Raw genomic sequence first — 19,315 nt, 5'->3', positions numbered from 1 at the left:
ATGAAATACCTCCACCTCATCTGGGCGGCGCTGTTCCGGCGCAAGGGCCGCACCTTCCTGACGCTCGTTTCCATCATCACGGCCTTCCTGCTGTTCGGCCTGCTGGACGCGGTGCGCGTCGGCTTCGACCAGGCCGGCCAGAGCGCCAATGGCGCGACACGGCTCCAGACCGGCTCCAAGCTCAGCTTCATCCAGCTCTTGCCGATGTCGCTGGGCGCGCGCATCACGCAGATCGATGGCGTCAAGGACACGACCTATGCCAACTGGTTCGGCGGCGCCTACCAGAAGCCCGAGAACCAGGTCTTCAGCTTCGCCGTCGCGCCCAACTACCTGGACATCTATCCGGAGATGGAAGTCTCGGCCGAGCACCGCAAGGCCTTTGCCGAGACCAAGAACGGCGCCATCGTCGGCGAGGGCCTGGCCAAGCGCTTCGGCTGGAAGGTCGGCGACCAGGTGCCCATGCAGTCCACGATCTTTCCGGACAAGAACGGCAGCCAGAACTGGCCCTTCACCATCGTCGGCGTGATCCATGTGGCCGACAAGAAGTCCGGCGGCTGGTGGGACCAGATGTTCCTCCTGAACTGGAAGTACTTCGACGACACCACGCCCTGGAACCAGGGCCAGGTCGGCTGGTACGTGACCCGCGTGAAAGACGTGAACCAGGCGGACCGGGTGCTCAAAGCCATCGACGCGATCTCGGCCAACTCCGACCACGAGACGCGCACGCAGACCGAGCAGGCCGCGATGTCCAGCTGGATGAAGCAGGTGGCCGACATCAACCTGATCGTCACCTCCATCATGGGCGCCGTGTTCTTCACGCTGCTGCTCTTGGCCGGCAACACCATGATGCAGGCCGTGCGCGAGCGCACCGGCGAGATCGCCGTGCTGAAGACGCTGGGTTTCTCAGGCGAGAGCGTGCTGGCCATGGTGCTGGCCGAATCGGTGCTGCTGCTGCTGATCGGCGGCGTCATCGGCCTTGGCCTCGCCAGCGTCATCGGCCCCATCGTCAGCGCTGGCAGTGGTGGCACCTTGAACCTGCCGGCCGCCGGCCTCGTGAGCTGGCTGATCGGCGTGGGCCTCGCGCTGCTGTTCGGCCTGGCCGTGGGCACGCTGCCCGCGCTGCGCGCCATGCGCGTGAACATCACCGATGCACTGGCGGGGAGGGCTTGAAATGAGGTTCCTAAAAAATCTAGGCCTGGTCCTGTTGACCATCGTTTTCCTCGGCCTGTGGGTGGCCTTGCCCTGGCAGGGCGCCCTTGTGCTGGCCGTGCTGCTGGCGCTGTGGATGTTTGCGTTCCGCAGCGGCACGCAGACGCGCTCGGTCGCCATGGTGGGCATCAGCACCTTGAGGCAGCGCCTGGGCTCCTCCGCTGTGATCGTGGTTGGCATCGCCGGCGTGGTGGGCGTGCTCGTCGCCCTGCTGGCCATGGCCGAGGGCTATGGGCAGACGCTGCGCAACTCCGGCAGCCTGGACACCGCCATCGTGATGCGCGGCGCCTCGGCCAACGAGGTCTCGTCCTCGCTGAGCCGCGAGGACCTGGTGCAGATCGAGCAGGCGCCCGGCATTGCTCGCAATGCCAAGGGCGAGCCCATCATCTCGGCCGAGACCGTGGTGGCGGCCAACCTGCCGGTGCGCGGCAGCAAGGTCGGTGACGAAGGCAGTGCCCAGGTGCGCGGCATCAGCGAAGCGGCCTTCCTCGTGCGGCCCAATGTCAAGATCATCGAGGGCAAGGCCTTCCAGCCGGGCCTGCGCGAGCTGGTCATCGGCAAGGGCGCGGTGCGGCAGTTCGAGGGGCTCAAGGTCGGCGCCACGCTGAAGCTGGGCAACCAGCCCTGGACCGTGGTTGGCATCTTCGCCTCGGGCGATGCGATGGAGTCGGAGCTCTGGGCCGATGCCAACGTGGTCAACGACGCCTACCGCCGGGGCGCCGGCCGCAACTCGGCCACGGTCAAGCTCGAGAACGCGGCGGCCATCAAGACCTTCAGCGAGGCGCTCGAGGCCAATCCGCAGCTCAAGGTCAAGGCCAGCACCACGCTGGACTTCTTTGCCAAGCAATCGGAGCAGATGACCAAGGTGCTGCGCATCATCGGCATCACCGTGGGCGCCATCATGGCGGTGGGCGCGGTGTTCGGTGCGCTCAACACGATGTTCGCCGCCGTGGCCACGCGGGCCCGCGAGATCGCGACGCTGCGCGCCATCGGCTTCCGCGGCCTGCCGGTGGTGGTGGCCGTGATGCTGGAGACCATGTTGCTGGCCCTGATAGGCGGCGCCGTCGGTGGCATCGCGGCCTGGGCCTTGTTCAACGGCTTCGAGGCCTCGACCATGGCGGCCGGCTCGGTCGGCAAGCTCAGCTTCAACCTGAGCGTCTCGCCCGGCCTCTTGTGGGAGGGCATCAAATGGGCCCTGGCCATCGGATTCATCGGCGGCCTGTTCCCGGCCGTGCGCGCGGCCAGCCTGCCGGTGACGGCGGCCTTGCGGGAGCTGTGAGTCGAAATAGAGAAGGCGGCGACCCGCGAGGGTCGCCGCCTTTGCTTTGTGGGTCCGCTTCAGCGGGGTGCGGCGCTCTGCGCTGCGCGGGCTCTGTCGGTGTAGTTCTTGTATTGCGGGATCGCTATCGCGGCCAGGATGCCGATGATGGCGATCACCGGCAGCAGCAGGCCCAGCACGCGCACCGCCCAGTTGTTGGGCGGCGGCGGAGGGCCGTAGTTGTTGTCGCCCTGGCTGCCCGGCACCAGCGCAAAGATCAGGGTGCCGATCAGCGGAATCAGCGAGACGATGGACAGCCAGCCGCTCGCGTTGAAGTCATGGGCACGCTTGATGCCGCAGAGGATGGAGAACCACAGCAGGGGAATCCAGCCCAGCAGGCTTGCGATGAAGCCCAGTGCCGGGTTGATCGCGATGAAGATCGCGCTCACGATGCCGACGGCGACATTGATCAGGAAACCCACGCCCACCAGGTAGGCCAGATAGCGCAGCCGCCCGATGCGCCCGGTGGCGGAGAAAAAGTTGAGCGCGGCATAGTCAGTGCCCTGCGGCACGTCGGCCACGGTGGCAGTGGGTGCTGCGTACTGGTTGTAGCTCGTATCGGTCGTCATGATTCCTCCTTGGCGTTGTGAATTGAAACGGATCAGAGCAGCCCGGCACGCTTGACCTGGTGGTAGCGGTTGACCAGGGTGGCGGCGAGGGCTTGGGGCTCCACATCGATGGACAGCCGGTCGTGATCCACCACGCGCGCGAACGCATCGTGCCGGGCCTGCAGCATCAGGTGGGCGTTGGCCACGGTCACCGCATCTTCGGCGTTATCAAGTCGCAGGTCCAGCAGCCGGCCCAGCGCTGTCTCGCGCAGGCTGGCCAGCAGCACCAGGTGCCGGCGACGCAGCAGGCGCAGCGCCGGCTGCAGCTCGGGCGCATCTTCGTCGCGGAAGTTGGTCAGCATGATGACCAGCGATCGGCGCCGCAGCCGCTTGGACAGGGCCTCGGCGGCGGCCAGGTAGTCGGAGTGCTCGCCGCCCGGCTGCAGGTCGTGCATCTTGTTCATCAGCACATTGAGGGTGCCCATGCCCTTGCGGGGCGCGCAGTCGCGGCGGGCGTGCTCGGCGCAGCCGAAGGTCATCGCACCGACTTCGTCGCCTTCGGTCAAGGCCACGTAGGCCAGCAGCATCAGCGCGTCCAGCGCGTCGTCGAAATGGCTGTTGGTACCGGCGTCGGCGCTCTGCTCGTCGGCGCGCATGCGGCGGCCGCAGTCGAGCAGGAACATCACGCATTGGTCGCGCTCGTCCTGGTACTCGCGCACCACCGGCTTGCGCTGGCGCAGCGAGGCCTTGACGTCCAGGTGGCGCAACGGGTCACCGCGCTGGTACTCGGCAAGCTGGCGGAAGTCCGTGCCCTGGCCGCGCTGCACGAAGTTCTTGATGCCGATCTGCGCGAGGCGGCGGTCGCCCGAGAGCCAGGCATAGCGGGCCAGCGCCGCGAAGTTGGGATAGACGCGCAAGGCCTGCACCTCGCCTTGCGTTTCGCGCACTTCGAAGAAGCCGGCGCGGCTCTGCCACAGCAGCTGGGTGCGGCCGAGCTCCGCGATACCGCGCTGTCGGGCCGTGACGCGGAAGGTGACGCGGCTGCGGCTCTGCCCGGCGATGGTGAGCGTGCGCGGCAGGCCTTCGAAATCGAACAAAGGGTCCAGCTCGTCGAAGACCTGCAGCCGCCAGGTAAGCAGGCCCGGGTTGACCAGGTCCAGCTTCAGCTCGGTCGACGCACCGATGGCAAAGGCTGCCGGCAAGCGCCGCAGCACCTGCAGGCCGCCGCGCTTCCACAGCCGCAGGCTGCGCCACAGATCGAAGACGGCGGCCGCAACGAGGAGGCCGAGCAGGCCGCCGCCCAGCGGCGCCACGGTGGACAGCGGCGCACCAGCCGACAGCGTGATGGTGCCGACCAGGGCCAGGCCGGCCAGCAGCCAGATGCTGGCCCGCGTCGGAATGACGACGCGCCGGGTAGCGGTGCGCGCAGGGCTCATCAAAGCCGCGGTGCCTCGACGCTTTCGAGCGCGGCCTGCAAGAGCTCGTCCAGGTCGCGGCCCTCGATCTGCGCATCCGGCGCCATGGTCACGCGGTGGCGCAGCACGGCCAGGGCCTGGCGGGCGATGTCGTCGGGCAGGATGAAGTCGCGGCCATTGAGCAAGGCCATGGCCCGAGCCGCGCGCACCAGGGCCACGCTGCCGCGTGGGCCAGCGCCGACCTCGAGGCCGGGCCAGTTTCGCGTGGCCCGCACCACGCGCACGGCGTAGTCGATCACGCGTTCATCGGCATGCACGAGGCCGGCCAGGCGTTGCAGCTCCAGCACCTGCACATCGTCCAGCACCGGCTGCACCGTCTCCAGCGGCAGGGCATGGCCAGCGCGGCCGTTGGTCACCAGCTGCACGACGGCGGTTTCCTCGTCATGCGTCGGGTAGCCGATGCGGATCTGCAGCAGGAAGCGGTCCAGCTGGGCCTCGGGCAGCGGGTAGGTGCCTTCGGTGTCGATCGGGTTCTGCGTGGCCATCACCATGAAGGGGCGTGGCAGCGGCAGGGTCTCGCCTTCCAGCGTGGCCTGGTATTCCTGCATCACCTCGAGCAGGGCGCTCTGGGTCTTGGCCGGCGCGCGGTTGATTTCGTCGGCCAGCAGCAGGTTCGTGAACACCGGGCCCTTGCGCACGCGCAGGCGGCCGAGGCCGTTGCCGGTGTCGTCCAGCACGCTGTGGCCGATCACGTCGGCCGGCATCAGGTCGGGCGTGAACTGCACGCGGGCGTACTGCAGGCGCAGTGCCTGCGACAGCGCGCGCGCCAGCAGGGTCTTGCCGAGGCCGGGCACACCCTCCACGAGCACATGGCCCGAGGCCACGACGGCGACCAGCATCTGCTCCACCGCCTGCGCCTGGCCGACGACGGCCTTGCCGACCTCGCTGCGCAGCGCATGCAGCCATTGCGTGGCGAGCTTGAGTTCCTCGGGCTTGATGGTGCTCATGGGATGGCTCTTCTTTCTTCGTGGGTTCGGTGGACCAGACTGCGCCGGGCCGTTTCTAGCAATTGCAGGTACGGCGGCAGCTGGGCCCGCGTGACGGTGCGGGCCGACAGGGCGCTGCGCAGCGCGTCTTCGTCGGTCTGCGTGGCGGCGGCGATCGCACGGGCCCGCTCGCCCGCAGCAAGCCGGGCGTAGCCGCGCAGGTGCCGCGCTGCGGCTTCCTGAAGGGCGCGTTGTTGAGCGCTTAGCAGCGCCTCGCGGCCCTCGCGGTGCAGGTAGGCGCCGAGGCCCCGCACCTGCTCGGTGATGGAGCGGCGCAGCCGGGGGGGCGCCGCGAGGCGCGGGCCGAATCGCACGGCACGGCGCCACAGCAGCGCCGCCAGCGCCAGCAGGCCGGCGACGATGGCAATCCAGCCCTGCTGCCACAGCCAGGGCAGCAGGGCCTGGCGCTTCTCGTTCAGGTAGATCCAGGCCGTGGCGCCGGGTTCGGCCTGCAGTGCGGCGGCGATCAGCTGGCCGTTGTCGCAGCGCAGGGCCGCGTCGGTGAAGAACAAGTTGTTGCTGGCGTTCAGTACGGTCACGCTGCCCCGGCCCACCGGCACGCGCAGCGCCTGCGTGATGTCTTCACGCGCCAGCGACCAGGTGGCCGTGTGGCCCCGCTTGGGCTGCAGCTTCTGGTGCATCAGCAAGACCTTGCACACAGTGAGCTTCTGCTGGCTGCCCCAGAGTGGTGGCGTTGACCGCAGGCCGACTTCGTTGAAGTGCGGGCTCGGCTGGAAGCCCTGAGCCGGGGCCGCGCTCGCCGGCGGGTCGGCCATCTTCGCGAACCGTGTTTCGACGGGCACCCAGTCGTCGAACCGGGTCTCGTACCAGCTCGCGTCCCGGGGCAGGACCAGGTGGCCACCGGCCTCCACCCATTGGCGCAACTCGGCAGTGCGCTCGGGGAACAGCTGCCAGTCCTGCGACAGCAGCACGAGGCGCGCCCCGGCAGGCGGCATCGAGGGCAGGGCCTGGTGATGAGCGACTGTCATGCCGAGCCGGCGCAGCAGCTGTTCGGTGGCATAGACCGGGTTCTCGCGGGCCTCGCCCTGCAGGGGCCGGGGCCGCTCCTCGTCCACCCATTCGGTGTTGACGACCACCCAGGCGCCGATAGCGACCAGGATCAGCAGGGCCAGCAGGCGGATGACGGTCTCCTGCTTCATGGTCGCGCTCCCTGCGCAGAGAGTCGCGCATCGAAGCTGGCACACAGCTGCTCCAGTTCCTCGGCAGGCAGCTCGCGCCGGGCATAGGCCACGGCCTGCCAGCCGGCTATCAGTTGCCTCAGGTAGGCCTGCGGTTCGGCCGCCAGGCGTTGCTGCGCCAGCGCGAGGCAGTCGCTCTCGGTGCTGGCCGCGCGTATGGCCACGCCATGGGCATGGACCAGGCGCGACAGCGCCCCCCGGTACAGCAGCGACAGCGCTGCTCGCATCTCGCCGCGCTGCCACAGGGCCCGTGCGGCCGCGCCGATGTCGGCCGGCAGGCTCTCGGGGCGGATGTCGAGCGAGCCCACGTGCGTGGGCGGCAGCTCGGCCAGAACCGGGCCGCGCCGGCGTGCCACCAGCCAGTCGCGCAGGCGCAGCAGCACCCAGATCAGCAGGGCCGCGCCTATCAGCCAGACCGCGACGCGCATGCCGCCCGAGAGGCTGGCCAGCAGGTCCAGCCACCAGTCCAGGTTCGGGTCCTTGGGCTTGTCCTTGCGCGCTTCTTCCTTGAAGCGCAGCACGCGCTCCTTCTCCATGCCGGGCAGCAGCGGATCGGCCCGCACGGCCTCGATGGCGGCCTGTACTGCGCTGGCGCTGAGGGCCGGCGGCGTCGATGCGGCTGCAGCGGCTTGCCCGGCGGATTGCTCGGCCGGTTGCGCGGCCGCGCCTTGGGCACACAGCAGGGCAGCGCTGAGCAGCAGGGCCTCAGGCAAACGCACGGCGGAACTCCTGTTCTATGTCCCAGGCTTCCAGGGCCACGCGGCGGTTCAGGTACATGGCGAAGCCGGCCGCCACGTAGAAGGGTTCGAGGAAGAGCACGACGGCGAAATAGGCCAGCGAGACCACGATGTCCAGCCCCAGCTGGCCGGCCGCATGGGCGTCGGGGTGGATGAACCAGTCCCAGATGCTGGCGCTGTGGCCCTCCGGTGCGAACCACCACAGCAGGCCGATGAGGCCATAGCTCAGCACGCCTTCCGCATGGGCGAAGGCGAACTGCAAGGCCGTGGTGGCGCCGCGGTTGTCGTTGAGCATCAGCTTGACGCGCTTGCGTCGCTGGCTGCCGCGCAGGCCCTCGAGCTGTTCGACCGGCTGGGTGTAGGCGCGCCAGGGCGAGAGGCGCCGCCACAGCAGCGTGCGCAGCAACTGACCGCCAAAGACCTGGCGGCGCGCGCGCCACAGGTCAGACCAGGCTGTGGCTTCGCCGAAGACGGCGCGCGACAGCACGAACAGCAAGCCGCGGTCCAGCCAGGGCTTGAGCCAGAACACGATCAGCACCGGCAGCCAGCCCATGGTGTCGACCGTGCACAGGGCCAGCGCGGCCACGGCCAGCAGCACCGGTGTGTAGCAGCGCCAGATCGAGCGCGCATGGCCGCGCACCAGCGCGAGACCCAGGTCGCAGGCTTCGGCCTGGCTGCGCGGGCGCAGCGCGACGGCAAGGCCTTCAACGCGCATGGCTTCTCCCGACAAAACACAGCCACGTCAGGACCAGCGCCCAGCACAGGCCCGCGACGCCGTACTTCACCGCCGGTGCGATCCAGGCGGCCGAGGACCAGAAGGCCTCGAAGGCCGCCGCGACGAAGAGCAGGAAGAAGGCCGCATAGACCAGGGGCACGGCCGCCCGCGCCGCCACGCGCAGCGCCTCGAGCCGGCTGCGCCGACCGGGCATCAGCCAGCCGAAGCCGAGGCGCAGGCCGGCCGCGCCGGACAGCACGATGCCGGTCAGCTCGAAGGCCGAATGCGTGGCCACAAAGGGCCAGAGGTTGTGGCCGAGGCCAACGCGTTGCAGATGGCCAATCGTGGCACCCATCATCAGCCCGTTGTAGAGCAGCACGAAGGCGCTGCCCACGCCGGCCAGGATGCCGGCGCCGAAGCTGCGAAAGCCGATGCCGATGTTGTTGAAGATGTAGTGGCCGAACATCTCCCAATCGCCGCCGGCTTCACGGAGGCGGCCGAGCGCCTTCTTGCCATCTCCGTACATGGCCTCGTAATTGCGCAGCTGGCTCGCATCGAGCAGGCGCAGCGCGAAGTCCGGGCCTTGCAGGGCCAGCAGGTAGGACAAGAGCAGCGGCAGCGCGAACAGCACGAGCGCCAGCAGCACGCAACGCCGCTCGGCCCGCACGGCGGCCGGCAGCTCGGAGCGCAGCAGCCGGCCCAGGGCGCGCAGGCCATAGTCCTGGCGGCGGTAGATCAGCTGGTGCGCCTCCTGCGCCAGCGCCTCCAGCCGCGCCACCAGGTGGACCGGATAGGCACGCGACTGCGCCAGTGCCAGGTGTTCGCAGACGCGTCGGTAGCGCACCGCGAGCAGCGCGCCGTCGACGCCCTGGCCCTTGCCGGCCGCAGCGAGCTGCTCGGCAAACTCCGTCCACATCGAGCCATAGGCCGCCTCGAAGCTCACGGGCGTCATGGTGTGCACCCCTCGCCCAGCGAGTACGCTGGTCGGTCCCCCGAGGGGACGCCAGCCTTGCGGCTGGCATGTCGGGCCGGCTTGGGAGCGGCCCGGCGCTCGGCCCGTGAAGACGATGCTTGGTCCCGACCGTTCACGATTTGTTCCCCATCAGCCATTGCGCCACCCCGAGCAGCCGTTCGGCCGGTCTGCGCCGGGCCTCATCGGGCTGCGTGGCGGGCAGGGCGGGTGCGGCCAGCAGGGCCAGTTCCTCGAAGCGGGCCGGTGTCAAACGCTTGGCGCGTCCGGCCCAGGAGAGGATGGCGGCCTGCTCCTGAGCGTTCAGCGCGCGGGCCGGCGCCAGCGGCGTGGCGGCCGGTGGCGCGTCGTGCAGCAGCACCGGCTTGGCATGGACCACGAGGGTGCCCGCCGCCAGATCGCCGAGGCGCTTGCAGTCGCGGTTCAGCAGCAGGCTGACGATGCCGAAGCCATAAGCCAGCGGCAGGAAGTCGGCCACGCGCAGCAGGTTGCGGGTGAACGAGGCGGCCGGCGTGATCGGCAGGCCGGTGTCCATCACCACGCGCAGGCCCAGGGCGCGCTTGCCCGGCGTGGCGCCCCAGCGGCTCAGCTCGAACACGATGGGGTAGAGCCATTCCACGCAGAACAGCGTGATCAGCATCAGGCCACCGCCCATGCCGCTCAGCGCGCCCAGCGCGCCCAAGGTCAGCGCTAGGCCCAGGTCGATGCCGAGGCGCATCAACAGATCGAGCAGGAAGGCCATGGTCCGCGCCACCAGGCCGGCGGGCTGCAGGGACAGCGCAATGCCTTCCGGCGTCTCGACCCGGGCCAGCGTGTCGATGCGCTGGACCGGTGCCGCTTGCGACGGGCTCAGAGCTTGATCACCTTGGTGTCGGCGATCGAGTCATGCAGGCATTGGCGCGAGTCGCGGAAGATCAGCAGGCAGTCGATCAGGCCCCAGATGCCGGAGGTGACCCGGTTGATGCCGAGCAAGAAGCCGACGCCGTAGCGCAGGCCCAGCATGCGCACGGCGTCGACCTTGCTGCCGTCGGTGCGAACGATGCGCAGTTTGAACAGCATCTTGGCGATGGTTTGGCCGCGTGTCACCAGCGGCCAGCCCTGCAGCAGCAGGAACATCAGGATGCCGAAGGCGGTCGAGCCAATGTTCAGTTCGGTCAGGCTCGGCGTGCCGGCATCCAGTAGCATCGACCGGAACGGCGAGAGCATGCCGACCGCCCAGATTACGCCGCCCAGCAGCAGGCCGTCGACGATGGCTGCCAACAGGCGTGTTCCGCGCCCCGCCAGCTCCACCTCGCCGCTAGGAACGTCGGCCACATGGGCCTCGGGCGGTGCAAAGCGCTGGTCGGTGGTGTCGGTCATGGTGTTCTCCCTGGAATTTATGGCCGGGATTCTGCCTGCTTACGCCGGGTCGGGTCGATTGGTGACTACACCGAAGGCGGCCGCCCCCTCAGGTGGGACTGCCGGCCGCGCTGCCACCCACGTTCTCGCCCAGCGCCTCCAGCTCGCCCGAGGCCCGCGCCTGGCGGCCATAGAAGAGCTCGAACAGCGGGCTGGCCATCATGGTGGTGACCACGGCCATCAGCACCAGCATCGAGAACAGCGCCGGGCCGATGATGCCCTTCTGCAGGCCGATGTTGATGATGATCAGCTCCATCAGGCCGCGCGAGTTCATCAGCGCGCCGATGCCGAGGGCGGTGCGGTTGTCCTCGCCCGAGAGGCGGGCCGCCAGGTAGCAGGCGCCGAACTTCGCCAGCACCGAGGCGGCCAGCACGCCGAGGGCGATCAGCAGCAACTGGCCGGAATTGATCATGTCCAGCCGCGTGTTCAGCCCCGAGTAGGTGAAGAACATCGGCAGCAAGAGGACCACGGCGAGCGGCTCGACCTTCTTCTTCAGCTCGGTCACGAAGAGGCCACGCGGCATGGCCACGCCGAGGATGAAGCCGCCGAAGATCGAGTGAATGCCCACCGCGTCCATCACGAAGGCCGAGGTGCAGAACAGGACCAGCGTGATGCCGAGCACCGTGTGGCTCATCGTGCCTTCGCGCTCCACCATGCGCCCGAGCGGCGCCAGCAGCCGGCGGCCGAAGATCAGCACGAAGCCGCCCCACAGGATGCCGCCGCCAATCGCCAGCACGGCCACGCTCGGGCCCGCACCGAAAGCCGCCAAGACCAGGGCCAGCACGCACCAGGAGGCGGCATCGTCGAAGGCGCCAGCGGTCAGCGACAGCGTGCCCAGCGAGGTATTGGCCAGGCCGCGCTCATTGATGATGCGGGCCAGCATGGGGAAGGCCGTGAGCGCGATGCAGGCGCCCATGAAGAGCGTGGCATTGGCCGTGGAGATGCCGGCCGCGAACAGGCCCGGCACGCCCAGCAGTGAAGGCGTGATCAGAAAAGCGATGAAGAACGGCGCCAGGATGCCCGCCAGCGATACGCCGACCGCACTGCGCGCCTTGGTGGCGAAATGGTCCAGCCGCAGCGTCGTGCCGACCAGGAACATGTAGAGCCCCACGCCCAGCTGGGCGCCCGAATACAGGACGTTCTTCATCTCCTTGGGGAAGATGGCAGCCTGTAGTTCCGGGAAAAACAGACCCAGCAGCGAGGGGCCGAGGATGACGCCGGCAATCATCTCACCCACCACTTGGGGTTGGGCCAGGAAGCGGCGGCCGGCCCAGCCGACCACGCGGCATGCCAGCATGATCAGGGCCAGTTGCAGGAAGAAGTGGATGCTGAAGTCGCCCGGAGAGTAGGTGGCCGCCGCCGCCGGGGCCGCCGGGCCATGCTTGGCGAACACCTCGCTGAGGATGCTGAGCAGGCTGGCAATGCGGTCGGAGCTCATGGAATTTCTTGTAGTAAAACTCCACCGCACTGTGCCAGCGGTCCGGCGGTTGTCCATCCGGGCTGACAGATTTGTACCTAGGTACCTACTTTTGACTTGCTACCATGCGCTCTCCTAGCAACCGGGATTGCCGATGAAGCTGATCTCCAGCCGCGAGTTCAACCGCGACGTCAGCCAGGCCAAGCGGGCCGCGCTGGCCGAGCCGGTGCTGATCACCGACCGGGGCCAGCCCACGCATGTGCTGATGAGCATTGCCGACTTCCGCCGTCTCAGCGGCGAGAACGAGAACATCCTCGAGATCCTGGCCATGCCGGCCAATGTGGAGCTCGACGCCAAGGACGCGGCAGACGGCGCCTGGGATCACCGCGAGGCCATCGAGTAACCATCATGTTCCTGTTCGACACCGCCCTCGTGCTGGACCTGCGCAAGGCCAAGGCCGGCCACGCCGATCCCGGGCTCGCGGCCTGGGCCGCCGGCATCGCGCGCCACAAGCTCTTCATCTCGGCGCTGAACCTGCTGGAGATCGAGACCGCGGCCGCCCGGCTGGCCCGCAAGGACCGCGCTGCCGGCCTCGCCGTGCGCGAATGGATAGACCAGCAGCTGATGCCCGCCTTCGAGGGCCGCATCCTCGCGGTCGATGCCGCCATCGTGCGCCGCCGCGCCCAGCTGCCCTATGCCAACACCCGCGATGGCCTGCTCGCTGCCACCGCGCTGGAGCATGGCCTCACCCTGGTGACGCGCCGCGTGAGCGCCTTCCGCGCCGGCCGCGTGAAGCTGCTCAATCCCACTGGCCACAGCGCGCCTCCTGGCGAGGACGAAGAGGATTGGGGCCAGGGCGCCCAAACCGGCCATCTGTGGCTGAAGAATTTGTACGTAAGGGCCTGACCCCATGACCCACAAGCGACGCATCCTCATCGTCGGCGGCGGCACGGCCGGCTGGCTCACGGCGGCCTACCTGGCCAAGCACCTGGGGCTTTCCGAGCGCAGCCATCTTGAGGTGACCGTGCTGGAGTCGCCCGAGATCGGCATCATCGGCGTGGGCGAGGGCAGCTTCCCGACGATACGCGGCACGCTGCAGTTCCTCGGCATCGACGAGAAGCGCTTCATCCGCGAGACCTCGGCCACCTTCAAGCAGGGCATCCGCTTTTGCGACTGGGCCCATGCACCTCGCGGTGCGGATCGCCACCAGTTCATCCATCCTTTCGAGGCGCCGTTCTACACCGAAGGCGTCAGCCTCGTGCCCTACTGGCTGCTGCAGGACGAGGCGACGCGCCTGCCGTTTGCGCGTGCCATGACGCTCCAGGAGCGCGTGATCGAGGCCGGCCGCGCGCCCAAGCGGGCCCATGAGGCCGGCTATGTGGCGCCGCTGAACTACGCCTATCACTTCGATGCCACCCAGCTCGCCCGGCTGCTGGCCGAGCGTGCGCGCGAGCTGGGCGTGCGGCATGTGGAGGCCACGCTGAGCGAGGTGGCGCTCGATGCCAACGGCGCCATCGCGCATGTGAACACGCTGCGGCACGGCCGCTTCGAGGCCGACCTCTACGTCGACTGCACGGGCTTCCGCGCCGAACTGATCGCCCGCCTGCCCGGGAGCGCCTTCAAGTCGGTGCGGCCTCAGCTGTTCGCCGACCGGGCGCTGACCTGCAAGCTGCCGCTTGACGCGTCCGAGGCGCTGATGGAGAGCTGCACCATCGCCACCGCCCACGAGGCCGGCTGGACCTGGGAGATCGGCCTCAACGGCGCGCGTGGCATCGGCTGTGTCTATTCGAGCGGCCACATGAGTGACGAGCGGGCCGCCGAAATCCTGCGTGACTACGTGGGGCCCGGCCATGAGGACCTGATGACGCGGCGCCTGCCTTTCGAGGCGGGCTACCGCGAGCGGCAGTGGGTGAAGAACTGCGTGGCCGTGGGCCTGTCGGGCGGCTTCCTGGAGCCGCTGGAATCGACCGGCCTCGTGCTGATCGAAGCGGCCATCGGCATGATTGCCGAGATGCTGCCGCACAGCGGGCCGATGGAAGCACCGACACGCCGGTTCAATGCGCTGATGACGGCGCGCTACGAGAACATCGTCGATTTCCTCAAGCTGCATTACTGCCTGAGTCAGCGCACGGAACCCTTTTGGCGCGACAACGCGGCTGCGGCTTCCATCCCCGAGCGGCTGGCCGAGTTCCTTGAGCAGTGGAAGCTGCGCCCGCCCGGCCGCTTCGACTTCAACCTGGACACCGAGAGCTTCGCCTTCTTCAACTACCAGTACATCCTCTACGGCATGGGCTTCCGCACCGACCTGAGCGCCGGCCGTGCGGACTTCCACCAAGGCGAAGAGGCGGCGCGGCTGTTCGCCAAGATCCAGCGCTTCGGCGACCGCGCGCTGCAGGACCTGCCCAGCCACCGCGCGCTGATCCAGCAGATCCATGCGCTCGGTGGGCGCCTGCCGCTGGCCGCGCTGTAGGGTGCTTGAACTGGCGCTTGAAGCTCAGCGCTTGGGAACGATCTTCACGCCGGTCAGCTGCGAGATCGCCGACAGCGTGGTCTGCGCGGCATTGAGGCCCAGCAGGAAGTCCTTGTCCGAGTAGGACGAGAACAGGTCGGTCGGCTGGTGCCAGTGCGGGTTCCAGCCGGCACCGATCTGCTGGCCGCGCTCGTTCTCGCGCAGCGAGATCGCGGGCACATGGTCCATGAAGGGCGTGGAGTCCGTGTTGGTCATGTGGAAGCCCACGGTGGCCGGATAGTTCGTCGCGTACTTGTCGTTGGCCGCGCGGAAATGCCAGGCCAGCTTGGCCGCACCGTCTGCGAACTTGGCGGTGGACTGGTACTCGATGTTGACATCGGCCTCGGCACGCTGCTCCTTGGGCGCCACATAGACCGGCTGGCCCTTGGCATCGAGCACGGGCTTGCCGCTTGCGTCGAGCTTCGGCACCGGCATGCCATGGTCGAACATCATCATGTCGTGCTGGATCATGCCGAGCCATCGGGGCTCGGGGTACTTGCCCGAACCCTTGGGCGACTCGATGCCCTGCAGGTCCTTGCGCTGAGCCACGTAGGCGTAGGCGCCGTTCAGGCCGGTCTCCTCGTTGTTCCAGAGCACGAAACGGATCGAGCGCTCGCTCTCCACGCCGGGCTGGCTCAGGATGCGCGCGAGCTCCATCACGAGGGCCGTGCCCGAGCCGTTGTCGTTGGCGGCTTCGCCCCAGCCAATGCCGTCCATGTGGGCGCCGACGATGTACATCTCGTCGGGCCGCGTCGTGCCGATCTTGGTGCAGTAGACGTTCTCGCGCAGCGAGGTGCCTTCGGGTGTGGGCTCGGCATTGAGCGCGCGCAGCCGCACGTCGGGCTGGTTCATCGGGTCGGTGTTCACGCCGGTGGGTGCGCGTTTGCCGAACAGCGTGCTGCCGCCCTGGCCGGCCGGGCCGCCCGCCAGCGGCGCACGCGGTGCGGCCGGCGTGCGCTTGGCAGGTTCGGTGAACTGGTACTGCAGGCGCTCGGTGTTCGTGCAGCCGTAGGACTTCAGCTGCGCCTCGATCCAGTCCAGCGCCTTGCGGTTGCGCTCCGTGCCCTGGCGGCGGTCGCCGAACTGGGTCAGGCCCTTGATCGTGGCCTTGTACTTCTCCAGTTCCAGCTGACCGACCAGCACGCTGATCGGGTCGTCCGGCGTGGCGGCCGGCGGTGTCTGTTGGGCCAGGGCCAGCGTGGCGGTGCAGGCCAGGGTGAGCAGGGCGGTGGGGAGGACCAAGGGACGAAGGCTCATGTCGTACATCCTTTTTTCGACAGGCAGGGGGCAAAGCAGGCGCGAGCATACGGCGAGAATCGCCGCACCTCACGCGGCTTGACGCCGCACGGAATCGGAGCTCGCCCAGCCATGCAATCCTCGATGCGCCGCCGCCTGATCGGCTCTGCCCTGACCTCCGCGCTGGCCCTGCTGCCAGTCTGGGCCGTCGCCGCGCCGCCGACGTCTGCGACGCTCATACGCCCCGGCCTCATGTGGACCGCCGACCAACCGCAACCCCAGCGCGGCTGGCAGCTGCTGGTGCAGGGCGAGCGCATCGCCGCCGCGGGCGCGGTGGGCAGCTTCGAGGTGCCGGCCGACGCCAAGCTGATCGAGCTGCCCGATGCCACGCTGCTACCCGGCCTGATCGACCTGCATTCGCACCTGCTGCTGCACCCCTACAACGAGGCCACCTGGAACGACCAGGTGCTGAAGGAACCCGTCGCGCTGCGCACCTTGCGCGCCAGCGTGCAGGCCCGCGACACCCTGCTGGCCGGCTTCACCACGCTGCGCGACCTGGGCACCGAAGGCGCCGACTATGCCGACGTCTCGCTGAAGCGCGCGATCGACGAAGGTCTGATCCCCGGCCCGCGCCTCTTCGTGGCCACGCGTGCCATCGTCGCCAGCTCCACCTATGGGCCCGGGCCGCGCGGCTTCCGTCCCGACATCGAGCATCTGCCGCAAGGCGCCGAAGAGGTCAGTGGCGTGCCCGAGATCCTGCGCGCGGTGCGCGACCAGGCCGGCCGTGGCGCCGACTGGATCAAGGTCTACACCGACTATTCCTGGGGCCCCGGCGGCGAAGCCCGACCCACCTTCACCCAGACCGAACTGGATGCCCTGGTCGATGCCGCGCACAGCGCCGGCCGGCCGGTCTCGGCCCATGCCGCGACGGAAGAGGGCATGCGCCGCGCGGTGCTGGCCGGTGTCGACACCATCGAGCATGGCTATGGCGGCACGCCCGAGGTGTTCCGCCTGATGGCCCAGCGCGGCGTGGCCCTGCTGCCCACGCTCACCGCCAGCGTGGCCACCTCCGAATACTCGAGGCAGTACGTGGAAGGCCAGACCCCGCCCACGCCGCGCATGCTGGCCGCGCAGAAGGCCTTCAAGGCCGCGCGCGAGGCCGGCGTGATCATCGGCAATGGCAGTGACGTCGGGGTGTTCAGCCATGGCGCCAACTACCGGGAGCTGGAATGGATGGTGCGCAGTGGCATGACGCCGCTGCAAGCCTTGCAGGCCGCCACCAGCATCGCGGCGCGCATTCTTCGGCAGGAGGGCCGCCTCGGCGTGCTGCGCACCGGCGCGCTGGCCGACCTGATCGCCGTGCCGGGCAACCCGCTGCAGGACATCCTGGCGCTGCGCCAGGTCGGCTTCGTGATGAAGGGCGGGCAGGTCTACAAGGGCGGGCGCTGACGCTTCACGGCTCAGCGGTCAGCCGCTCCACCAGCCTGCGCGCCAGCGGCGCCATCAACAGCACGGCAGGAAAGGCCAGCCCCCAGGCCATCAGCCAGGCGCTGGCCCAGAGCTGCAGGAAGCCTGACGCCAGCCCGAGCGCGCGCCAGGTCGAGAGTCCCGAGACCAGCAGCGACATCAGGCCCGAGAGGATGAGGCCGAACAGCAGTGGCGCAAATCGCTTGGCAATCATTGGGGGCCTCCCGTTCAAGCGGCGACGGCGACAGCCACGGCCGGCTCGCCGACGCGCAGCAGCGTCTCTGCGAAATGCCGCCCGAACATCCGCGCCGTCTTGAGGTCTCCCGGCACGAAGGCATCGGGCGCCGAAGCATGGCCGGCCTGGGCCATCAGGCCCGACCAGGAACCGAGCCGGTTGGCGGCCTCGTCGTAGGGCACGCCGCTGTGCTGCTCGGGCAGGATGGGATTGCCCACCCACAGCATGCCGTGCTGCATAGCGAACACGAACATCGAGGTCAAGGTGGACTGCTTGTCGCCGGACGGCAGCGAGGAGACGGTGAAGCCGGCGGCCAGCTTGTCCTTCAAGGCCTGCTGGCGCCAGAGCCGGCCGGTGGCGTCCATGAAGCTCTTGAAGGGCCCCGAGACGCCGCCGAGGTAGGTGGGCGAGCCGAGGATGAAGCCGTCGTAGGCCAGCAGCTCATTCGGGCGGCTGGCCAGGTCTTCGGCCTTCAACAGGTGGACGTCGACGGAGCCGGCGCTGCGAGCGCCTTCGGCCACCTGGGTGGCGATGTGCTCGGTATGGCCGTGGGCGCTGTGATAGATGACGGCGAGTTGTTGTTGCTTCATGGGGGAACTCCAGGGGGTGGAGGTCAGGCGGCGAAGCGCGCGATGACCAGAGCGGACAGATAGAGACCGAGGCCGAACACCAGGTGGTTGGCCAGGCTGCGCAGGCAGTTCTTCAGGGGCGTGGCGGTGCGGGACGAGGCGAAGCCAGCGCCCATCGCGGGCTGCATCACCAGCAGCGGCAGGGCCACCGTGGCCGCGCCCAGCAGCAGGGCTGGCAGCGGCGTGGGCTCGGTCACCCATGCCATGCCTTGCGTCAGCACCAGCAGGCCGGCGAAGGCGATACCGACCCCGTAGTGGACGAGCCAGCCCCAGGCCAGCTCGCCCTGCACCGGTTCGGCCCGTGCGATGGCCTCGTGGGCGATGCGGCCGCGCAGCAGGTGGCCGGCCCAGCGGCCGATGAAGGCGAAGTTCAGCGTGGGCACGCCGAGGCGCTTGAGCAGCAGGAGCCACAGGTCCATGCAGGCGGTGGCGGCGATGCCGATCAAGGCGATCAGCAAGAGGTCGGTGAGCGCTGTCATGCGGGACTCCTTCGGCTTGACTTGAGGTCGGTGTGAAGCCACTATGCAAGTTGAAGTCAACTTCAAGTCAAGAGCTATTTGATGGACATTGCTGAAGTCGCCAAACGCGCCGGCGTGCCAGCCTCGACGCTGCGCTACTACGAGAAGAAGGGGCTGATCGCCTCGCTGGGGCCGGAGGGCGCACGCCGCCAGTTCGCGGCCGGCGTGCTGGACCAGCTGGCCCTGATCGCGCTGGGGCAGGCGGCCGGGCTCTCGCTGGACGAGATCCATTCAATGCTCTCGCCCAAGGGGGAGCCCAGCATCGACCGGCGGCTGCTGGTGGCCAAGGCCGATGAGATCGACCAGAACATCCGCCACCTGCGGGCCATGAGCCGGGGCCTGCGCCATGCGGCCGCCTGCCGGGCGCCCAGCCACCTGCAATGCCCGACGTTTCAGGGGCTGCTGAAGTCAGCCGCCTCGGGGGCGCTGGACAAGCAGCGCCAGAGCCGCGCGCTGAAACCGAATGCTCGCAAGGCCTGAGGCGACAATGCCGCCATGGCACAAGGCAAGCGAATTTCCGTGGAGATAGGCCCCGACGCGCTGCGCGTGATCGGCGAGATGGGTGCGGCCGCGAAGCAGGCTCGCCTCAAGGCCGGCGAAGGCCAGGCGGCCGCGGCGGCGCGCCTGGGCGTTCATGTGCAGACCATAGGCCGCATCGAGGCCGGCGAGCCGGGCGTGGCCGTCGGCCATGTGATGGGGCTACTGGCGCTGTACGGCGTCTCGGTGCGGCTGCCGTCCTAGCCAGCGCC

22 protein-coding genes are annotated in these 19,315 nt (G+C 68.8%); 8 read left to right on the top strand and 14 right to left on the bottom strand.

Going from position 1 to position 19,315, the window contains the following annotated elements; translation table 11 throughout:
• Together J7U46_RS07825 and J7U46_RS07820 are read left to right on the top strand one after the other, a co-directional pair.
• The gene (locus J7U46_RS07825) at positions 1 to 1,170 is read left to right on the top strand and encodes an ABC transporter permease (protein WP_282824466.1); all 1,170 of its coding nucleotides are present in this window, start codon (positions 1 to 3) and stop codon (positions 1,168 to 1,170) included.
• A 34-nt stretch (positions 1,171 to 1,204) separates the two neighbouring features.
• Positions 1,205 to 2,488, top strand: a complete 1,284-nt coding sequence (locus J7U46_RS07820) for an ABC transporter permease (RefSeq protein WP_282824464.1) — start codon at positions 1,205 to 1,207, stop codon at positions 2,486 to 2,488.
• Between the two features lie 59 nt (positions 2,489 to 2,547).
• On the opposite strand, the gene J7U46_RS07815 is transcribed toward J7U46_RS07820, so the two are convergent.
• From J7U46_RS07815 to J7U46_RS07770, 10 genes are all read right to left on the bottom strand, one after another.
• A complete protein-coding gene (locus tag J7U46_RS07815; protein ID WP_282824462.1) occupies positions 2,548 to 3,096 on the bottom strand; it encodes a DUF805 domain-containing protein in 549 nt (182 codons plus the stop codon).
• A 32-nt stretch (positions 3,097 to 3,128) separates the two neighbouring features.
• Positions 3,129 to 4,511: a DUF58 domain-containing protein gene (locus tag J7U46_RS07810; RefSeq protein WP_282824460.1), complete on the bottom strand. Its 1,383-nt coding sequence runs from the start codon at positions 4,509 to 4,511 to the stop codon at positions 3,129 to 3,131.
• Entirely contained in the window at positions 4,511 to 5,497 is a 987-nt protein-coding gene (locus tag J7U46_RS07805) for a MoxR family ATPase (protein ID WP_282824458.1), read from the bottom strand. Before J7U46_RS07805 ends, J7U46_RS07810 begins: the two co-directional genes overlap by 1 nt.
• Positions 5,494 to 6,696 (bottom strand): DUF4350 domain-containing protein, encoded by a 1,203-nt coding sequence (locus tag J7U46_RS07800; RefSeq protein WP_282824456.1) that lies wholly within the window; start codon positions 6,694 to 6,696, stop codon positions 5,494 to 5,496. The genes J7U46_RS07805 and J7U46_RS07800 overlap by 4 nt, the downstream gene beginning before the upstream one ends.
• Positions 6,693 to 7,454, bottom strand: a complete 762-nt coding sequence (locus tag J7U46_RS07795) for a DUF4129 domain-containing protein (RefSeq protein ID WP_282824454.1) — start codon at positions 7,452 to 7,454, stop codon at positions 6,693 to 6,695. The genes J7U46_RS07800 and J7U46_RS07795 overlap by 4 nt, the downstream gene beginning before the upstream one ends.
• A complete protein-coding gene (locus J7U46_RS07790; RefSeq protein WP_282824452.1) occupies positions 7,441 to 8,187 on the bottom strand; it encodes a hypothetical protein in 747 nt (248 codons plus the stop codon). The genes J7U46_RS07795 and J7U46_RS07790 overlap by 14 nt, the downstream gene beginning before the upstream one ends.
• Positions 8,177 to 9,139 carry a stage II sporulation protein M gene (locus J7U46_RS07785; protein WP_282824450.1) on the bottom strand — a complete coding sequence of 321 codons (963 nt, stop codon included), beginning with the start codon at positions 9,137 to 9,139 and terminating at the stop codon, positions 8,177 to 8,179. Before J7U46_RS07785 ends, J7U46_RS07790 begins: the two co-directional genes overlap by 11 nt.
• Positions 9,140 to 9,272: 133 nt before the next feature.
• Positions 9,273 to 9,929 carry an RDD family protein gene (locus tag J7U46_RS07780; RefSeq protein WP_282825021.1) on the bottom strand — a complete coding sequence of 219 codons (657 nt, stop codon included), beginning with the start codon at positions 9,927 to 9,929 and terminating at the stop codon, positions 9,273 to 9,275.
• 77 nt (positions 9,930 to 10,006) lie between these two features.
• Complete coding sequence (locus tag J7U46_RS07775; RefSeq protein ID WP_282824448.1) at positions 10,007 to 10,516, bottom strand: RDD family protein; 510 nt, start codon at positions 10,514 to 10,516, stop codon at positions 10,007 to 10,009.
• A gap of 88 nt (positions 10,517 to 10,604) precedes the next feature.
• Positions 10,605 to 11,993 (bottom strand): cation:proton antiporter, encoded by a 1,389-nt coding sequence (locus J7U46_RS07770; protein ID WP_282824446.1) that lies wholly within the window; start codon positions 11,991 to 11,993, stop codon positions 10,605 to 10,607.
• A 133-nt stretch (positions 11,994 to 12,126) separates the two neighbouring features.
• Here J7U46_RS07770 and J7U46_RS07765 point away from each other — a divergent pair, with 133 nt between their 5' ends.
• From J7U46_RS07765 to J7U46_RS07755, 3 genes are read left to right on the top strand one after another with little or no spacing between them, the layout of a single operon-like run.
• Entirely contained in the window at positions 12,127 to 12,375 is a 249-nt protein-coding gene (locus J7U46_RS07765) for a type II toxin-antitoxin system Phd/YefM family antitoxin (protein ID WP_282824444.1), read from the top strand.
• 5 nt (positions 12,376 to 12,380) lie between these two features.
• Positions 12,381 to 12,878, top strand: coding sequence for a PIN domain-containing protein (locus tag J7U46_RS07760; protein ID WP_282824442.1), 498 nt, complete (start codon positions 12,381 to 12,383; stop codon positions 12,876 to 12,878).
• Positions 12,879 to 12,882: 4 nt separating this feature from the next.
• Positions 12,883 to 14,442: a tryptophan halogenase family protein gene (locus tag J7U46_RS07755; protein WP_282824440.1), complete on the top strand. Its 1,560-nt coding sequence runs from the start codon at positions 12,883 to 12,885 to the stop codon at positions 14,440 to 14,442.
• A 24-nt stretch (positions 14,443 to 14,466) separates the two neighbouring features.
• On the opposite strand, the gene J7U46_RS07750 is transcribed toward J7U46_RS07755, so the two are convergent.
• Positions 14,467 to 15,738 (bottom strand): M28 family peptidase, encoded by a 1,272-nt coding sequence (locus tag J7U46_RS07750; protein ID WP_282824439.1) that lies wholly within the window; start codon positions 15,736 to 15,738, stop codon positions 14,467 to 14,469.
• A 111-nt stretch (positions 15,739 to 15,849) separates the two neighbouring features.
• Here J7U46_RS07750 and J7U46_RS07745 point away from each other — a divergent pair, with 111 nt between their 5' ends.
• Entirely contained in the window at positions 15,850 to 17,166 is a 1,317-nt protein-coding gene (locus tag J7U46_RS07745; protein WP_282824437.1) for an amidohydrolase family protein, read from the top strand.
• Positions 17,167 to 17,170: 4 nt separating this feature from the next.
• On the opposite strand, the gene J7U46_RS07740 is transcribed toward J7U46_RS07745, so the two are convergent.
• Genes J7U46_RS07740 through J7U46_RS07730 form a run of 3 tightly spaced genes read right to left on the bottom strand, consistent with a single transcriptional unit; the run spans position 17,171 to position 18,527 of the window.
• Positions 17,171 to 17,398 carry a DUF2798 domain-containing protein gene (locus J7U46_RS07740; RefSeq protein ID WP_282824435.1) on the bottom strand — a complete coding sequence of 76 codons (228 nt, stop codon included), beginning with the start codon at positions 17,396 to 17,398 and terminating at the stop codon, positions 17,171 to 17,173.
• A 14-nt stretch (positions 17,399 to 17,412) separates the two neighbouring features.
• Positions 17,413 to 18,009 (bottom strand): flavodoxin family protein, encoded by a 597-nt coding sequence (locus J7U46_RS07735; RefSeq protein ID WP_282824433.1) that lies wholly within the window; start codon positions 18,007 to 18,009, stop codon positions 17,413 to 17,415.
• Between the two features lie 23 nt (positions 18,010 to 18,032).
• Positions 18,033 to 18,527: a DUF2938 domain-containing protein gene (locus J7U46_RS07730; protein WP_282824430.1), complete on the bottom strand. Its 495-nt coding sequence runs from the start codon at positions 18,525 to 18,527 to the stop codon at positions 18,033 to 18,035.
• Positions 18,528 to 18,608: 81 nt separating this feature from the next.
• Here J7U46_RS07730 and J7U46_RS07725 point away from each other — a divergent pair, with 81 nt between their 5' ends.
• Positions 18,609 to 19,046: a helix-turn-helix domain-containing protein gene (locus J7U46_RS07725; RefSeq protein WP_282824429.1), complete on the top strand. Its 438-nt coding sequence runs from the start codon at positions 18,609 to 18,611 to the stop codon at positions 19,044 to 19,046.
• Positions 19,047 to 19,061: 15 nt separating this feature from the next.
• Positions 19,062 to 19,307 (top strand): helix-turn-helix transcriptional regulator, encoded by a 246-nt coding sequence (locus J7U46_RS07720; RefSeq protein ID WP_282824428.1) that lies wholly within the window; start codon positions 19,062 to 19,064, stop codon positions 19,305 to 19,307.
• Positions 19,308 to 19,315 lie beyond the last annotated feature (8 nt).

Source organism: Pelomonas sp. V22 (assembly GCF_030014915.1).
Taxonomy (GTDB): domain Bacteria; phylum Pseudomonadota; class Gammaproteobacteria; order Burkholderiales; family Burkholderiaceae_C; genus JAUASW01.
The sequence above is the reverse complement of the archived record's forward strand: the minus strand, read 5'-3'. Positions and strand labels throughout refer to the sequence as shown.

What these genes read in the sequence shown, in the direction of transcription:
- J7U46_RS07745 (WP_282824437.1), top strand. Translation starts at nt 15,850, where the DNA reads ATGCAATCCTCGATGCGCCGCCGCCTGATCGGCTCTGCCCTGACCTCC.
- J7U46_RS07790 (WP_282824452.1), bottom strand. Translation starts at nt 8,187, where the DNA reads ATGCGCGTTGAAGGCCTTGCCGTCGCGCTGCGCCCGCGCAGCCAGGCC.
- J7U46_RS07760 (WP_282824442.1), top strand. Translation starts at nt 12,381, where the DNA reads ATGTTCCTGTTCGACACCGCCCTCGTGCTGGACCTGCGCAAGGCCAAG.
- J7U46_RS07735 (WP_282824433.1), bottom strand. Translation starts at nt 18,009, where the DNA reads ATGAAGCAACAACAACTCGCCGTCATCTATCACAGCGCCCACGGCCAT.
- J7U46_RS07785 (WP_282824450.1), bottom strand. Translation starts at nt 9,139, where the DNA reads ATGACGCCCGTGAGCTTCGAGGCGGCCTATGGCTCGATGTGGACGGAG.
- J7U46_RS07740 (WP_282824435.1), bottom strand. Translation starts at nt 17,398, where the DNA reads ATGATTGCCAAGCGATTTGCGCCACTGCTGTTCGGCCTCATCCTCTCG.
- J7U46_RS07725 (WP_282824429.1), top strand. Translation starts at nt 18,609, where the DNA reads ATGGACATTGCTGAAGTCGCCAAACGCGCCGGCGTGCCAGCCTCGACG.
- J7U46_RS07755 (WP_282824440.1), top strand. Translation starts at nt 12,883, where the DNA reads ATGACCCACAAGCGACGCATCCTCATCGTCGGCGGCGGCACGGCCGGC.
- J7U46_RS07800 (WP_282824456.1), bottom strand. Translation starts at nt 6,696, where the DNA reads ATGAAGCAGGAGACCGTCATCCGCCTGCTGGCCCTGCTGATCCTGGTC.
- J7U46_RS07815 (WP_282824462.1), bottom strand. Translation starts at nt 3,096, where the DNA reads ATGACGACCGATACGAGCTACAACCAGTACGCAGCACCCACTGCCACC.
- J7U46_RS07730 (WP_282824430.1), bottom strand. Translation starts at nt 18,527, where the DNA reads ATGACAGCGCTCACCGACCTCTTGCTGATCGCCTTGATCGGCATCGCC.
- J7U46_RS07810 (WP_282824460.1), bottom strand. Translation starts at nt 4,511, where the DNA reads ATGAGCCCTGCGCGCACCGCTACCCGGCGCGTCGTCATTCCGACGCGG.
- J7U46_RS07765 (WP_282824444.1), top strand. Translation starts at nt 12,127, where the DNA reads ATGAAGCTGATCTCCAGCCGCGAGTTCAACCGCGACGTCAGCCAGGCC.
- J7U46_RS07720 (WP_282824428.1), top strand. Translation starts at nt 19,062, where the DNA reads ATGGCACAAGGCAAGCGAATTTCCGTGGAGATAGGCCCCGACGCGCTG.
- J7U46_RS07775 (WP_282824448.1), bottom strand. Translation starts at nt 10,516, where the DNA reads ATGACCGACACCACCGACCAGCGCTTTGCACCGCCCGAGGCCCATGTG.
- J7U46_RS07805 (WP_282824458.1), bottom strand. Translation starts at nt 5,497, where the DNA reads ATGAGCACCATCAAGCCCGAGGAACTCAAGCTCGCCACGCAATGGCTG.
- J7U46_RS07825 (WP_282824466.1), top strand. Translation starts at nt 1, where the DNA reads ATGAAATACCTCCACCTCATCTGGGCGGCGCTGTTCCGGCGCAAGGGC.
- J7U46_RS07750 (WP_282824439.1), bottom strand. Translation starts at nt 15,738, where the DNA reads ATGAGCCTTCGTCCCTTGGTCCTCCCCACCGCCCTGCTCACCCTGGCC.
- J7U46_RS07770 (WP_282824446.1), bottom strand. Translation starts at nt 11,993, where the DNA reads ATGAGCTCCGACCGCATTGCCAGCCTGCTCAGCATCCTCAGCGAGGTG.